This window comes from Streptomyces sp. NPDC048484 (genome assembly GCF_040651415.1).
Taxonomy (GTDB): domain Bacteria; phylum Actinomycetota; class Actinomycetes; order Streptomycetales; family Streptomycetaceae; genus Streptomyces.
Window position 1 is genome coordinate 258020 of sequence record NZ_JBEZJY010000005.1, and the last position, 14012, is coordinate 272031.

Genomic DNA, 14012 nt, shown 5'->3' on the forward strand with positions numbered 1-14012 from the left:
GGTGGAGACGGCGGCGGAGTCGGAGTCAGCGGGGGGTTCGTCGGCTCGGAAGTGGTCATGGCGGCCCGCCGGCGTCAGAGGTGCAGAAGGCGTGGATCTCCGCGCAGACCCGCTCGACCTGCTGGATCGTCAGGTCGGGGTAGAGCGGCAGTGCCAGCGCGCGTCCGGCGGCCGCCTCGGCGTGCGGGAAGTCCCCGGGCCGGTGGCCGAGTCCCGCGAAGGCGGGCTGGAGGGGCAGCGGGACGGGGTAGTACACCTCGGTGCCGATGCCGCGCCGGGCCAGCTGGGCCGCCAGAGCGTCGCGCCGCTCCGCCTCGATCAGATACACGTACAGCACGTCGGCGGTGTCGCGGTCACTGGTGGGTGCCAGGGGCAGCCGGGTGATGCCGGGGAGGCCGGTCAGCCGTCGGCGGTAGACCTCGCCGAGGACGGCGCGGCGCGCGATGTCCCGGTCCAGACAGGTGAGTCTGGCCAGCAGGACGGCGGCCTGGAGGTCGTCCATCTTGCTGTTGACACCGGGCAGGACGCTGGCGGTGGAAATGGCGGGGAAGTTGTCCAGGGTCCGGCCGGGCCGGCCGTGGTGGCGCAGTGCGGCCACCTGCCGCGCCAGCCGCGGGTCGTCGGTGAGTACGGCGCCGGCGTCTCCCAGCGCGCCGAGGGTCTTGCTGGGGAAGAAGGAGAGCACCCCGCCCGCGCCGTGCCGCCCGGCGTGCCGCCCGCCCTGCCGCATGCCGATCGCCTCCGCGCTGTCCTCGACGAGGGTCAGCCCGTGGCGGGCGGCGACGGAGGCCAGGGCGCCCATGTCGGCCATCCGGCAGAACAGGTGGGCGGGCATGACGAAACGGCTGGCCGGAGTGACGGCCGCCGTGAGCGCGGCCGGGTCCATCGCGTACGTGACGGGGTCGATGTCGACGAACTCCGGCCGCCCGCCCGCCAGTACGACGCTGCTGGCGGTGGCGATGAAGGAGTACGCGGGCACCAGCACCCCGTCGCCCGGACGCAGCCCGCACGCGCGCAACAGCAACACCAGCGCGTCCGTCCCGCTGTTGACCCCCACCACATGACCGGCTCCGGTATAGGCGCGCAATTGTTCCTCGAACTCGGCGACCTGGCCGCCGTGCGAGAACTTCCCGTGGTCGAAGACCTGATGCACCCGTGCCTCGATCAGTGGCCACAGTCGTTCGAAGGTCGCCGCCTGCGAGAAGAACGCGACGGGCGCGTCCTGTGACTGGGACTGTGCCTTCGCCCGGGGCTGGGTCTGGGTCTGGGTCTGGGGCTGGGCTCGGGATTGGGACCGGGTCCGTGGTTGGGTCTCGGACCGGGCCCGAGTCGGGGCCACGGCGTCGGCATCCGCCGTGCCGGAGTCTTTCGCGGTATTCCCGAGATCTGCTAACTCTCCGCAGTCTTCGAGGTTTTCGTCGAGAGTCAGTGCCATCACACCCCTCAGATGCGTCGGCTGAATTCCTCCATCACAAAGGTCCCCGCACCCCGGAAAGAAGCGCCAGGGGCAGGGAGCTTTTTCACTCGTTACGGTTATCGGCTTCACCCTTTGCGGTCGTCCCTCCTTTTCCGGTCTTGACGCCGGTTCCTCTCCCGCGCTTACTGTCGCTTGTCGCGTGCAATCCGGCGTGCCGGTTATGCGTCTCGGGTGGTGGGGGAGGGGGACGATGCTGCAGCCTCTCGTGGTCGGACTTGGCCGTTCCGGAAGGGGATTGCACCTGAAAGTGCTCACGCGGCCGGCCGGTTCACCGGACGGGCCGCCGTGGGCCGCGCCGCCGGTGGCCTGCGATCCGCGGCCGGAGGCTGGTCGGGGCTTGTCCGGCGTGCGGGTCACCCGCTCCCTGACGGAGGCCTGTCGGCTGGTGTGCCCGGCGTCCACCGTGGTGCACGTGTGCACTCCGCCGTCGCAGCGCGGAGCGTTGCTCACCGAACTGGCCGAGCTCGGCTTCGACAAACTGCTGGTGGAGAAGCCGCTGGCAGCGGGCCGCGCGGAGCTGGAGGAGATCGTCCGGCTGCGGCGACGGCACCGCCTCGACGTGCGCGTGGTCGCCCACTGGCTGGAGGCCGAGCTGACCGGCCGGCTGCGCGGCCTGGTTCGGCGAGGAGGACTCGGCCGTCTGACGGCGATCACCGCGGTCCAGCACAAACCCCGGTTCCTCCGGTCGCTGGCCGACGCCGGACATCCGACGGCCTTCGACGTGGAGGTCCCGCACGCGCTGGGCGTGCTCCTGGACCTGGCCGGACCCGCCGAACTGACCGACGCCCACTGGCGCGACCTGCACTGCGGTGAGCTGTCGCTTCCGCGCCTGGGCGGCGCGGGCCTGTCCCTGCTGCACCGCTCGGGCGTACGCAGCCGGATCGTCTCCGACCTGGACTCGCCCGTCCGGCAGCGCAGCGTCACCCTGCACTTCGAGCACGGCTCGGCCACCGGGCACTATCCGCTCAGCGAGCACGACGACCACGCCCAACTGCTGACCACCGGAGACCGGCCCGACCGCCAGGTCTTCCGCGACGACGCGCTGACTGCCTTCGTACGGCGCGCCTACCGCGACTTCGCGGGCGGGCCCCGGGCCGACCTCGCCCCGCACTGCGCCGTGGTGCGCCTGCTGAGCGACGCCAAGGACCACTGCGGTGCCGCCGACCACGCCCGGCCCACTGACACGCTCCCTGACACCCCCCTCGACGACACGCCCCTCGACACGCCCCCTTCATGAGGACGCCCATGCGTGCTGAACCCGCTGAACCCGCTGAACCCGCTGAACACGCCGGACCGCGATCCGGCACCTCCTTACCCGTCCGCCCCCTTGCCTCCGACCTTGCCTCCGACTCCTCGTCCTTCCCCGTCCACCGGCTGGCCGCCATCGGTGACGAGGCGGCCGGCGGTCTGGACGGGCAGATCGACGCCCTGCGCCGGCTGGGCTGGTCCGCTCTGGAGCCGCGCACCGTCGACGGCACCGCCCTGGCGGATCTCGGCCCGGTACGGGTACGGCACATCGCGGACCGGCTGCGCGAGGCCGGACTGCGGACCGTGTGCCTGGCCTCCCGCATCGGCAACTGGGCCCGTCCGATCACCGCGCCCTTCGCGGACGACGTGGCCGAACTGGACGTCCTCACCGACCACTGCGCCCTGCTCGACTGCCGGTACGTGCGGATCATGTCGTACCCCGACGGCGGGCTGCCGGAAGCCGAGTGGGCCGCCCGGACGCTGGACCGTGTCGCCCGTCTGACCGACCGTGCCGAACGCGCGGGCCTCACCCTGCTGCACGAGAACTGCGCGGGCTGGGCCGGCGCCGACCCCACGCGGATGCTGCGCCTGGTACGCGAGATCGGCTCCCCGGCACTGCGCCTGCTGTTCGACACCGGTAACGGCCTGGCGTACGGCTACGACGCCCTCCGGGTGCTGCGCCGGATCCTGCCGTACGTGGCGCACGTGCACGTCAAGGACGGAACAGGCGCGGGGGACGACGTGACGTACACCCTGCCCGGCGACGGACAGGCGCGGGTGGCCGACTGCCTGCGGCTGCTGCTGGAATCCGGATACCAGGGCGCTTTCAGCCTTGAGCCGCACCTGGGCACACGGCCGCACGAGGGGCTGCGGCCGCCCGAGGGACCGCAGGCGGCCGGGGACGCGGCGGACCTGTTCGACCGCGCCGGGCAACGGCTGCGCGCCCTGCTCGACGAGGCGTCCCGGACGAACCCCGCGATCGCCGGGCGGGAGGCGTCGCGGTGAAGAGGGCCGGGCACACGACGTCGGACAGCCGGGACCTGCTGCGGTCCGGCGACCACGCGCTGCTGCTGCGCCTGCTGCGCACGCCCACCACCGGACCGCTGGAGACCGGCCAGGACCCGCAGCGCCGATGGCGGTGGCACTGGCCCCGGCACCGGCACGGCGGCCTGTGGCAGGCGCAGCGCGCCTACGCCCGTGCGGCCCGGGCGGCCGGGCTGCGGGTGGTGCACCACGCCGGCCCTCCGGCGGACGTGCTGCGCCGGGCCGACGTGCCCGCGGTGGTACGACGGCATGCCGCGGCCGACCCCCATTTCCTGGCGCGGCAGCCGAACCTGGTGCTGCGACTCGGCCCGGACCTGCCGCGCGCCGCGACCGTGATGTTCAACGTCCACCTGGACACCGTGGCAGGGCTGGAACCGGTGGGTTTCGACGGGACGCGCTTCACCGGACGCGGCGCCATCGACGCGAAGGGGCCCGCGGTCGCCCTGCTGGCAGGCGTACGAGCGGCGCGGGCCGCCTGTCCGCTCCTCGGCCGCGAGATCGCGGTGCTCATCCAGGCGGTGGGCGGCGAGGAGGGCGGGGCCATGGGGGTCCACGGCACCCGGCCGCTGGTCGAGTCCGGATTCACCGGCCGGCTGAACGTCTTCTGCGAGCCCACCGGGCTGCGCTACCTGCCCCGTGCCACCGCGGCGATGACCGCCCGCGTCACCGTCGCCGGCCAGGACGCAGTGGACGATCGCCCGGAGCACGGCCACAACGCCAGCGTGCTGCTCGGCTTCCTCGCCCAGCACCTGGCCGCGGCCCTGGACGGGCGGACCGCCGACGGCCGGGTGTGCGTCGCGGGCCTGCACACCGGCGACCTGCACAATCGTGTCTACGGACAGGGCCGGCTGCTGATCAATCTCTCCTACGCCACCGCCGGGCAGGGCACGTTCCTGGAACGGGCGGTCACCGAAGCCGTCGCCGACGGTCTGCGTGTGTTCACCGCGCGCTTCGCCGACAGCCGCCAGTTCGCCCGTACCGCAGCCGACGCGGCCGCCGTCACCCGCCTGGAGTGGGACAAGCGGGGACTGCCGTGTCTGACCGGCGCCGACCTCTGGGCCGAATCCCTGCTGAGTGCGGCGGGCGCGTCCCGCTGGCCGGACGACGAGCCCGCCTTCACCTGCGACGCCATCTGGGCGCACGGTCTGCCCGACGCCTTCACCGCGGTCCTCGGTCCTGGCCGCCTGGAGGACAACCACGCGCATGCGACGGGTGAGTTCGCCGACGTCGCCGACCTGGAGGCGTTCGCGCACATGGTGAGCCGACTGCTGATCACCTTCGCCGAACGAGCGCTGTGAGCCCACTGCCGACCACCTCGCCGAACGAACGCGGCGAGCGCCGACCACCTCGCCGAACAACCGCGGTGAGCCGTACCCGAGCCCGGTGAGCCGCAGGCCGGCCCCGGAGCCGAGCAAGGGAGCCCGTATGACGACATCGCCCGGCCCCGCCACCACCTCCGCCCACACCCCCAAGCCCGCCACCGCCTCGGCCCCTGCCCCCGGGTCCGCGCCTTCACCGACCGTGCTGGTCGACCACGACCGGCTGCTGTCCGCCGTCACCGGGCTGTTCACCGGGTACGGCATCCCGCCCGGCCGCGCGGCCGTCGCCGCCACCGCCCTGTGCCACGGTGACCTGACCGGGCCCGCCTCACACGGCGTGGCCAATCTGTCCCGCCTGTATGTGCCCCTGCTCGCCTCCGGCCGTGCCGACCCCGGCGCCGCTCCCGAGGTGACCGCCGACCTGGGTGCCTGCGCGGTCGTCGACGCCCGGCGGGCGCTGGGCCTGTGGGCGGCGGCCGAGGCCATGGAGGACGCGGTGCGCAGGGCCCGCCGGCACGGGATCGGCCTGGTGGCCGTGCGCAACGGAACCCATTTCGGCTGCGCGGGCTTCCACGCGGCCCAGGCGGCGGCCCACGGCATGATCGGGCTCGTCGCGAGCAACTGCGGCGGCCAGCGCATCGCCCGCCCGCCGCACGGAGCGCTCGCCATGCTCGGCACCAATCCGCTCGCGGTCGCCGCCCCCGCCCTCGACGACCACCCGTTCGTACTGGACATGAGCACCACGGTGGTGCCCACCGGACGCATCCGCGCCGCCGCCCGCCAGGGCGAACGCCTCCCGGAGGGCTGGCTGGAGGACACGGCCGGACGGCCGGTGACCGACCCGGCCGCCTTCGACCGCGGCACCGCGTATCTGCGCTGGCTCGGCGGCGCCGCGGACACCGGCGCGTACAAGGGCTTCGGGCTGGGGCTGGTGGTCGAGCTGCTGGCCGCGCTGCTGCCGGGAGCCGCTGTGGGCCCGGCCCCGGCGGCACTGGCCGGCGACGGACGGCCGCACGGCCGCGACGACGACATCGGCTTCCTGCTGCTGGTCATCGCTCCGCACCGCCTGCGCCCGGACGGAGACTTCGCCGGCGCGGCACAGGAGATGTTCCGTTCCCTGCTCAGCTGCCCGCCCCTGGACCCGCACACCCCGGTGCGTTATCCGGGCTGGTGGGAGGCCGAACGGTCACAGGAACGGCGGCGCACCGGGATCCCGCTGGCGGCCGGTGTGCACGAGGAACTGACGGACCTGGGACTGGACCTGCCGGCATACGAGACGGCCGACGTGCTGACCACCGGCGTGCTGACCACCGATGAGCTGACTACTGATGCGCTGACCGCCGATGCGAATGCCGCCGGTGCGCTGACCGCCGGTGTGACAGGCGAAGAAGGGGCGGCGTGATGCGGCCGCGCCGGATCGGGGTCGTCGGGCTGGGGGCGATCTCCCGCTTCCACCTTGCCGCGATCGACCGGCTGCCCGGGTGGGAGCTGGCCGCGGTGTGCGACGTACGCGAAGCCGCGCGTGCCCCCTATCGCGGACGGGTCGCCCGCTACGCCGACCATCGCGCGTTGCTGGCGCACACCGGCCTGGACGCCGTGATCGTCACCGTGCCCAACGACCTGCACGCCGCGGTCTGCCGGGACGCGCTGCTGGCTGGAGTGCCCGCGTGCGTGGAGAAGCCGCTGGCCATCGATCCGGCAGAGGCCCGCGCGCTGGACGAGCTGGCCCGTGACCGCGCCACGGTCCTGTTCACCGCCTTCCACCGTCGCTACAACAGTGAGGTGCGCGCGCTGCGGCGCCGGCTTCCCACCGGGGCGCGGATCGCCGCGATGCGGGTGCGCTATCTGGAGCGCATCGAGGAGCACATCGGCGCCGACACCTGGTATCTCGATCCGCGCCGGTGCGGTGGCGGCTGTGTGGCCGACAACGGCCCCAACGCCTTCGACCTCGTGCGGTACTTCCTCGGTGAGGCCGAGGTGACCGCCGCCACGGTCGTGCGCGACGCGCGGGGCACCGACCGGCAGGCGGCCGTCGACCTGCGCGGCACCACGGGCGGCGGCACGGCCCGCGTGGAGCTGGACTGGTCGTACCCGGGCGAGAGAAAGGACCTGCGGCTGCTGCTGGCGGACGGCACCGTGCTGGAGGCGGACCTGCTCGCCGGCCATCCGGGCTTCAAGGCGTCGCTCTGGCATGAGTACGTCGGTGTCCTGGACGCCTTCGCCGCGGCGATCGACAGCGGTACGGGGGCAGAGGCGGGGGCCGGCGACGGCCTGGCCGCGCTGGAGCTGGTGCGGTCGGCATATGGCCGGGAGCGGACCACCGCGGCGATGCGGGAGGGGCGATGAGCGGGTCCGGCGAGGACGGAGCCAAGCGTGAGGTGCGGGGAACGCTGGTCAAGGTGCTGCTGCACCGCCGCACCGACCGGGGCATGACCCTGGAGCCGTACACGAGCCGTTGCGTGCGGCGCGGTGAGCTGCACGAACTGGTGGCCACCGACCAGGACGGCGCCCCGCCGGGTGCGCGCATCGACCGGGTAGGCTTCCTCGGCTTCGCCGAACTGACCTGCGCGGGCGTCATCGACCGGGGTGACGTGTGCTGGATCGGCGGCCTGCGCATCGGCACGGTACTGGGCTTCGACGCCTGCCACTTCCCGAACCACTACAACATCCTCATCGCCACCGCGGGACCACCGATCGCGGGACCGCCGATCGCGGGTCCATCGAACGCGGAACCACCGACCGCGGGACTGCCGACCGGTGGGAGCCTGCGGCTGCGGCCGGAACTGCCGGTCACCTTCACCGCCTCGCCTGCCGCACGACCCTGACATCCGCACGACCCTGACACCCGTACGGCCGGTGGTCCCGTGGGGCGGGGGCCACCTGCCGTACGGGTTCACGCCGGAGGGTCAGCCCAGGAGTTCCACGTTGGACCGGCCGTAGTGGTAGTCGCGGACCGCCGCGAGCAGCTCATCCTGCGACAGCTCGCCGTTGCCGTCGGTGTCCACCTGCTCGAACACTCCCGGGGCCCGGTCCGGCCCCACACCGACCGCGGTCAGCCACGACGCGAACTCCTCACGGCTGATCCGCCCGTCGGCGTTCTGGTCGCACAGGCCGATGATGGCCCCGACCACCGGGCCGAGGGCTCGGTTGAAGTCGGCCTCGCCCTTCGAGAAGATCAGGTTGCCGGTGACGCCCAGGAACTGGTCCTGGGTGAGGGAACCCTGCCCGCTCGTCCCCGCTTCCTGGACGAGGTGGTCGAACAGTCCCTGGAAGGCGTCGTTCAGCGCCTGCACCTCGGGGGAGCCGGGGCTCTTGCCGAAGTTCTCGGCGATCTTGGCGGCCTCGCTCTCGAAGTCGGAGCGTTCCAGGACGCCGCTGCCGTCGGTGTCCCACTTCTCGAATCGCTTCTTGAGTCTGTTGTTGGCGATTTCGGTACTCATTTACCTGTTCTCCTTTTTTCCTGTGGTGGTGCCGGCAATTCACGGCATCGCGGGCCTTTCCCGCAATGCCGCCCCGCGCGGGACATCGGTGGTGCACCGAATTCGAGCGCGGGATCAGGAAGCCCCGGAGAACGCCGGCCATTCTCCGAAGACCTTGGGAGAGGGGTTGTCGAAGGTCGGGATCCAGGGATTTACAGGCGGGTCACCCGTGGGCCGAAAAGTCTTCCGCGGGTGTCGAGCACCGGGCACGGTGAACGCGTCATCAGCGGTGCGCCGTAACAGGCGTGGTCCTGCAGCAGGATCGCCAGGTCGGCGGCGGCCAGAGCCGGTGCCAGCTCGGGCGCGCGCCGTACCGTCACACCGTCCACGGTGAGGGCCGGCACGGAGGGGTCGTGGTAGAGGACATGGGCCCCGTGTTCGCGCAGTCGCCGCGCCACCGGGGCGGCGGGGGAGTTGCGGATGTCGGCGACGTCAGGCTTGTACGCCGCTCCCAGCAGCAGGATCTCGGCCCCGGCCACACGCTTTCCCCGCCCCGTCAGGAGCGCGGCGGCCCGGTCGGCCACGTGGCGCGGCATGTCGTCCAGCACCGCGCGGGCGGTGGCCACCAGACGCAGCGGACTCCCCGCCGCATCGGCGCCGGCGGCCAGATAGTGGGGATCCACGGGGATGCAGTGGCCGCCCACCCCGGCACCGGGACGGAACGGCGCGTAGCCGAACGGTTTGGTCGCCGCGCAGTGCAGTACGTCCCAGACGTCGATGCCCATCGCGTCGCAGCACAACGCGATCTCGTCGACCAGTGCGATGTTCACGTACCGGTAGGTGTTCTCCAGCAGCTTGGCCATCTCGGCCTCGCGAGTGCCCTTGGCGACCACCAGGGTGTCTACCAGGCGGCTGTAGAAGGCGGTGGCGTGCTTGGCGCACAGAGGGGTGCATCCGCTGACCACCTTGGGGGTGTTGCGCAGGCCGAACAGCGGATTGCCCGGGTCGATCCGCTCGGGGGAGTAGGCGAGGTGGAAGTCCTCGCCGACCCGCAGGCCGCTGCCCTGCTCCAGCAGCGGGCGTACGACGTCCTGCGTGGTGCCCGGGTAGCTGGTGGACTCCAGCACCACCAGAGTGCCGGGCCGCAGCGCCGCCGCCACCCTGGTGGACGCCGCCCGCACCGCTGTGAGGTCCGGGCTTCCGTCGGCCGTCAGGTCGGTCGGCACGCAGATCACCACCGTGCCGGCGCGGCTGATCACCGAAGGGTCCTGGCCGGCGCGGAAGCCGGCCGTGAACATGCCGGCGAGCCGCGCGTCGTCCACGTCACCGATGTGCGACCGCCGGGCGTTCAGACCGGCCACCACCGTCGTGTCGGTGTCGTACCCCGCGGTCGTGAGGCCGGCCGCGCAGGCGCGGGCGGCCAGCGGCAGTCCGACGTAGCCGAGACCGACCACGACGAGATCAAGCATCATGCGGACCTTCCTTGACGCACGCCCCGACGTACGCCCGACGGACGTGTGGTCGGCGGACCGGTGAGTGCCTCACATGGCGGAGAAGCTGCCGCTGCCACTGGCGACGTGCGAGCCGTGGCCGGGCGCCACGCTCAGGTTCGGGGACAGGCAGAGAGGGTCGCCGTAGACCTGCACAGGCCCGTCCGTCTTGTTGATCAGCACATGGGCGCTGAGCGGCAACTTGTGACAGCCACTGGGGTTTTCGTACGTCGTCACCGGTTCCACCTCCGTTCCGAAGACGATGACCTCGCCGGTGCTCGCGTGGGCAGGGACGCTGCCCATGCCGACGGCGAGGGAGAGGGCCGCCAGGGTGACGAGGGGGACACGCAGTCGATTCATGAAGGGGCTCGCTCTCGGAGACCGTCACTGTCAGCTTGCTGACTGGTTGCTCCCCGTGATCAGCCGTAATGATGTTCATGGCCGCCCGAAGGAGCGATATTTGCCGAACGGGCTTGTCCGGCGTGAACTCGACTGCTATTGCCGCCCGTTCGCAGCGAAGCCGCACTCGTCGCCGATGTGTGCCGTTCGGTGGGCGGTCGCATGTTGAACAGAATTGTTGACAATTTTGTTCGTCCAGATTTAGGTTCGACAGGCAGTCGCTCAGGGAGGGCACACATGCCGAAGGAAGCCCGTCCGGGCACCGGAGAGCAGGCCAAGCGGCATGCGCTGGCGCAGTTGCGGCAGGCGATCCTGCGGGGCGAGATGTCGCCGGCCCAGCGGCTGGTGGAGAACGAACTCGCCGAGCAGTTCGGTGTGACACGAGCCAGTGTCCGGGCAGCTCTGATCGAGCTGGAGTCGGAAGGGCTGGTCGAACGGATCCGCAACCGCGGCTCGCGGGTGCGGGTGGTGACCGTGGAGGAAGCGGTCGCCATCACCGAGTGCCGCATGGTCCTGGAAGGACTGTGCGCGGGCAAGGCGGCCGTCGAGGCCAGTGACGACCAGCTGGACCAGCTGGTCGGCCTGGGCGAGGCGATGTCCAAGGCCGTCGCCGGCGGTGAGCCGGTGACCTACTCCGACCTCAACCATGAACTGCACGCCCACATCAGGCAGTTCTCCGGCCAGCAGGTGGCCGTGGGACTGCTGGAGCGGCTCAACGCGCAACTGGTGCGCCACCGTTTCCAGCTTGCGCTGCGGCCGGGGCGGCCCCAGAAGTCACTGAGTGAGCATCTGGCCATGATCGACGCGATCAGGGCCCGGGACCCGCAGGCGGCCGAAGAGGCCGTCCGCGCTCACCTCGCGAGTGTGATCGACGCACTGCGTGAATGACGCACGACGTGAAGGACGCGTCGAGCGCATGACGCCGCGGGGTGGGTCAATCGGCCTGTCCGGCAAGGAGGTTGCAGCAATGACGCACGACAACGCGCTCAACACCCCACGGTCGACGCTCGTCGTCACCGCCCACGCCGGGGACTTCGTCTGGCGGGCGGGGGGCGCCATCGCCCTCGCCGCCTCCCGCGGCGAGAAGGTCACCATCGCGTGCCTGACCTACGGTGAACGCGGTGAGTCCGCGAAAGCGTGGCGCGAGGGAAAACCGCTGGAGGAGATCAAGGGGATGCGCCGCGGTGAGGCTGAGGCCGCCGCCGCCGCGCTCGGTGCCGATGTTGTCTTCTTCGACGCGGGGGACTACCCGCTGACCGTCACGCCGGAGCTGACCGACCGTCTGGTGGGCGTCTACCGCGAGGCCCAGCCGGACGTCGTGCTCACCCACCCGCTGGACGACCCCTACAACGGCGACCACCCGGCGGCCGCGCGGATGGCCCTGGACGCGCGGGTCCTCGCGCAGGCCGTCGGCTACCCGGCCGAGGGGGAGATCATCGGCGCCCCGCCGGTGTTCTTCTTCGAACCGCACCAGCCCGAGATGTGCGGCTTCAAGCCGCAGGTCCTCCTCGACATCTCCGAGGTCTGGGAGACCAAGCGCAAGGCCATGGAGTGCCTCGCCGCCCAGCAGCACCTGTGGGACTACTACACGGACCTCGCCGTCCGTCGCGGTGTCCAGCTCAAGCGCAACGCCGGACCCAACCTGGGCCTGGCCCACAAGACCATGGCCGAGGCGTACATGCGGCCCTACCCGCAGGTCACGGGGGAGCTGGCATGAGCGGCGTGATCGTCACCGACCCGCCGAAGGCGGAAGCGAAGGACGTCGAGGCGCTCGCCGCCTACGGAGTCGCCACCGTGCACGAGGCGATGGGCCGCACCGGCCTGCTCGGCGCCCATCTGCGCCCGATCCAGCAGGACACCCGGGTCGCGGGCACCGCGGTCACGGTGCTCTCCTGGCCCGGCGACAACCTCATGATCCACGCGGCCGTCGAGCAGTGCGGCGAGGGCGACATCCTGGTCGTCACCACCACCTCGCCCTCCACCGACGGCATGTTCGGCGAACTGTTTGCCACCGCGCTGCAGCGGCGCGGCGTGCGTGGCCTGATCATCGACGCGGGTATCCGGGACACCGTCGAGCTGCGTGAGATGGGTTTCCCCGCCTGGTCCGCGGCGGTCAGCCCGCAGGGCACGGTCAAGGCGACCGGCGGCAGTGTCAACGTGCCGGTGGTCGTCGGCGGCCAGGTGATCCGTCCCGGCGACGTGATCCTCGCCGATGACGACGGCGTGGTGTGCGTGCCGCGCGAGCGCGCCCGGCGGACGGCCGAGGCCTCCGAGGCCCGCGAGGCCAAGGAGGCCGGGGCCCGCGCCGCCTTCCGGGAGGGCCAGCTCGGCCTCGACCGCTACGGCCTGCGCGAGACGCTCGTACGCCTGGGTGTCTCCTACCGGTCGTACGACGAGTACGAGCGCGAGCGTGAGCGGGACGGAGCGGGGTCGTGACCGGCTTCGAGGAGGCGCGCTCCGAGGGGACGCGCTCCGAGGGGACGCGCTCCCAGGAGGTGCGTTCCGAGGAGGTGCGCTGCATGCTCATGCGTGGCGGTACCTCCAAGGGCGCCTACTTCCTCGCCGGGGACCTGCCCGCCGAACCCGCCCCGCGTGACGCCCTGTTGCTGCGGATCATGGGCAGCCCCGACCCGCGCCAGATCGACGGCCTGGGCGGTGCGCATCCCCTGACCAGCAAGGTGGCGGTGGTCTCCGCTTCGGCCGACCCCGAGACGGACGTCGACTATCTGTTCCTCCAGGTCGGCGTCGGCAAGCCGGAGGTGAGTGGCCGTCAGAACTGCGGGAACCTCCTCGCGGGAGTGGGTCCCTTCGCTGTCGAGCGCGGTCTTGTCGCCCCGGACGGCGACCGCACCTCCGTACGGATCCGCATGCTGAACACCGGAGACCTCGCCGTCGCGGAATTCCCCACTCCGGGAGGGAGCGTCGACTACTCCGGCTCTGCCGAGATCTCCGGCGTACCGGGGTCCGCCGCACCGGTGGTCATCGAGTTCCCGCAGGGGGCCGGCCCGCTGCTGCCGACCGGCCGGGCACGGGACATCGTCGCAGACACCCCCGTGACCTGCGTGGACAACGGCATGCCGGCCGTGCTGATCGCCGCGTCCTCGCTCGGTGTCACCGGCTACGAGTCTCCCGAGGTCCTGGAAGCGGACCAGGACCTCGCCGAGCGGCTCCGGGCGATCCGGCTGGAGGCCGGGAAGCTGATGGGGCTGGGCGACGTGGCGAACACCACCGTGCCCAAACTCAGCCTGCTCGCACCGCCGTCGGACGGCGGCGCGGTCATGACGCGCACCTTCATACCGGTGCGCTGCCACACCTCGATCGGGGTCCTGGGCGCCGCGAGCGTCGCAGCCGGACTGCGCGTCGACGGCGGCGTCGGCGATGGCGTGGCCCGCCTGCCGGACCACGGGGACCGGATGCGTATCGAGCACCCCACCGGATTCCTCGACATCGAGACGGCCCTCGCGTACGACGCCCCGGGCGCCCCCGCGGGCGGCGAGGTCCCCCTTCCGGTTCCGGTCGCGCGGCGCACCGCCGTCGTCCGTACCGCACGCAAGATCTTCGACGGCACGGTCTTCCCCCGCCCTGCCGGAGCCGCACCACACCCCTGAGGAGGCCT

At 72.0% G+C, this 14012-nt stretch carries 14 protein-coding genes; 10 read left to right on the plus strand and 4 right to left on the minus strand.

The genetic code is table 11. The annotated features are described in order from the left end of the window. Window positions 1-55: 55 nt before the first annotated feature. Window positions 56-1339, minus strand: a complete 1284-nt coding sequence (locus tag AB0D14_RS07375; RefSeq protein ID WP_362775737.1) for a DegT/DnrJ/EryC1/StrS family aminotransferase — start codon at window positions 1337-1339, stop codon at window positions 56-58. 328 nt (window positions 1340-1667) lie between these two features. On the opposite strand from AB0D14_RS07375, the gene AB0D14_RS07380 reads away from it, so the two are divergent. The 6 genes from AB0D14_RS07380 (at window position 1668) to AB0D14_RS07405 (ending at window position 7913) form a co-directional block, all read left to right on the plus strand. After that, window positions 1668-2714: a Gfo/Idh/MocA family oxidoreductase gene (locus AB0D14_RS07380; RefSeq protein WP_362775738.1), complete on the plus strand. Its 1047-nt coding sequence runs from the start codon at window positions 1668-1670 to the stop codon at window positions 2712-2714. Window positions 2715-2722: 8 nt separating this feature from the next. Further along, on the plus strand, window positions 2723-3730 hold the full coding sequence (locus AB0D14_RS07385) for a sugar phosphate isomerase/epimerase family protein (RefSeq protein ID WP_362775740.1): 1008 nt from the start codon (window positions 2723-2725) through the stop codon (window positions 3728-3730). Further along, entirely contained in the window at window positions 3727-5067 is a 1341-nt protein-coding gene (locus AB0D14_RS07390) for a M20/M25/M40 family metallo-hydrolase (RefSeq protein WP_362775742.1), read from the plus strand. Before AB0D14_RS07385 ends, AB0D14_RS07390 begins: the two co-directional genes overlap by 4 nt. Window positions 5068-5194: 127 nt before the next feature. Beyond that, on the plus strand, window positions 5195-6490 hold the full coding sequence (locus tag AB0D14_RS07395; RefSeq protein ID WP_362775743.1) for an Ldh family oxidoreductase: 1296 nt from the start codon (window positions 5195-5197) through the stop codon (window positions 6488-6490). Continuing rightward, window positions 6490-7434: a Gfo/Idh/MocA family oxidoreductase gene (locus AB0D14_RS07400; RefSeq protein WP_362775821.1), complete on the plus strand. Its 945-nt coding sequence runs from the start codon at window positions 6490-6492 to the stop codon at window positions 7432-7434. Before AB0D14_RS07395 ends, AB0D14_RS07400 begins: the two co-directional genes overlap by 1 nt. Next, window positions 7431-7913: a hypothetical protein gene (locus AB0D14_RS07405; RefSeq protein ID WP_362775745.1), complete on the plus strand. Its 483-nt coding sequence runs from the start codon at window positions 7431-7433 to the stop codon at window positions 7911-7913. The genes AB0D14_RS07400 and AB0D14_RS07405 overlap by 4 nt, the downstream gene beginning before the upstream one ends. A gap of 81 nt (window positions 7914-7994) precedes the next feature. Here the strand turns inward: AB0D14_RS07405 and AB0D14_RS07410 are convergent, their stop codons facing one another. The 3 genes from AB0D14_RS07410 to AB0D14_RS07420 form a co-directional block, all read right to left on the minus strand. After that, entirely contained in the window at window positions 7995-8528 is a 534-nt protein-coding gene (locus AB0D14_RS07410; protein ID WP_362775746.1) for an EF-hand domain-containing protein, read from the minus strand. 191 nt (window positions 8529-8719) lie between these two features. Further along, window positions 8720-9979 (minus strand): nucleotide sugar dehydrogenase, encoded by a 1260-nt coding sequence (locus AB0D14_RS07415; protein WP_362775748.1) that lies wholly within the window; start codon window positions 9977-9979, stop codon window positions 8720-8722. A 69-nt stretch (window positions 9980-10048) separates the two neighbouring features. Then, complete coding sequence (locus AB0D14_RS07420; protein ID WP_362775750.1) at window positions 10049-10357, minus strand: hypothetical protein; 309 nt, start codon at window positions 10355-10357, stop codon at window positions 10049-10051. A 276-nt stretch (window positions 10358-10633) separates the two neighbouring features. On the opposite strand from AB0D14_RS07420, the gene AB0D14_RS07425 reads away from it, so the two are divergent. From AB0D14_RS07425 to AB0D14_RS07440, 4 genes are all read left to right on the plus strand, one after another. Then, window positions 10634-11284 (plus strand): GntR family transcriptional regulator, encoded by a 651-nt coding sequence (locus tag AB0D14_RS07425; protein ID WP_362775752.1) that lies wholly within the window; start codon window positions 10634-10636, stop codon window positions 11282-11284. Window positions 11285-11363: 79 nt separating this feature from the next. Continuing rightward, window positions 11364-12113: a PIG-L deacetylase family protein gene (locus AB0D14_RS07430; protein WP_362775753.1), complete on the plus strand. Its 750-nt coding sequence runs from the start codon at window positions 11364-11366 to the stop codon at window positions 12111-12113. Then, complete coding sequence (locus AB0D14_RS07435; RefSeq protein WP_362775755.1) at window positions 12110-12832, plus strand: 4-carboxy-4-hydroxy-2-oxoadipate aldolase/oxaloacetate decarboxylase; 723 nt, start codon at window positions 12110-12112, stop codon at window positions 12830-12832. Before AB0D14_RS07430 ends, AB0D14_RS07435 begins: the two co-directional genes overlap by 4 nt. A gap of 83 nt (window positions 12833-12915) precedes the next feature. Next, window positions 12916-14004: a 4-oxalomesaconate tautomerase gene (locus tag AB0D14_RS07440; protein WP_362775823.1), complete on the plus strand. Its 1089-nt coding sequence runs from the start codon at window positions 12916-12918 to the stop codon at window positions 14002-14004. Window positions 14005-14012 lie beyond the last annotated feature (8 nt).

What these genes read in the sequence shown, in the direction of transcription:
- AB0D14_RS07385 (WP_362775740.1), top strand. Translation starts at nt 2,723, where the DNA reads ATGCGTGCTGAACCCGCTGAACCCGCTGAACCCGCTGAACACGCCGGA.
- AB0D14_RS07435 (WP_362775755.1), top strand. Translation starts at nt 12,110, where the DNA reads ATGAGCGGCGTGATCGTCACCGACCCGCCGAAGGCGGAAGCGAAGGAC.
- AB0D14_RS07440 (WP_362775823.1), top strand. Translation starts at nt 12,916, where the DNA reads ATGCTCATGCGTGGCGGTACCTCCAAGGGCGCCTACTTCCTCGCCGGG.
- AB0D14_RS07425 (WP_362775752.1), top strand. Translation starts at nt 10,634, where the DNA reads ATGCCGAAGGAAGCCCGTCCGGGCACCGGAGAGCAGGCCAAGCGGCAT.
- AB0D14_RS07395 (WP_362775743.1), top strand. Translation starts at nt 5,195, where the DNA reads ATGACGACATCGCCCGGCCCCGCCACCACCTCCGCCCACACCCCCAAG.
- AB0D14_RS07380 (WP_362775738.1), top strand. Translation starts at nt 1,668, where the DNA reads ATGCTGCAGCCTCTCGTGGTCGGACTTGGCCGTTCCGGAAGGGGATTG.
- AB0D14_RS07430 (WP_362775753.1), top strand. Translation starts at nt 11,364, where the DNA reads ATGACGCACGACAACGCGCTCAACACCCCACGGTCGACGCTCGTCGTC.
- AB0D14_RS07405 (WP_362775745.1), top strand. Translation starts at nt 7,431, where the DNA reads ATGAGCGGGTCCGGCGAGGACGGAGCCAAGCGTGAGGTGCGGGGAACG.
- AB0D14_RS07415 (WP_362775748.1), bottom strand. Translation starts at nt 9,979, where the DNA reads ATGATGCTTGATCTCGTCGTGGTCGGTCTCGGCTACGTCGGACTGCCG.
- AB0D14_RS07410 (WP_362775746.1), bottom strand. Translation starts at nt 8,528, where the DNA reads ATGAGTACCGAAATCGCCAACAACAGACTCAAGAAGCGATTCGAGAAG.
- AB0D14_RS07420 (WP_362775750.1), bottom strand. Translation starts at nt 10,357, where the DNA reads ATGAATCGACTGCGTGTCCCCCTCGTCACCCTGGCGGCCCTCTCCCTC.
- AB0D14_RS07400 (WP_362775821.1), top strand. Translation starts at nt 6,490, where the DNA reads ATGCGGCCGCGCCGGATCGGGGTCGTCGGGCTGGGGGCGATCTCCCGC.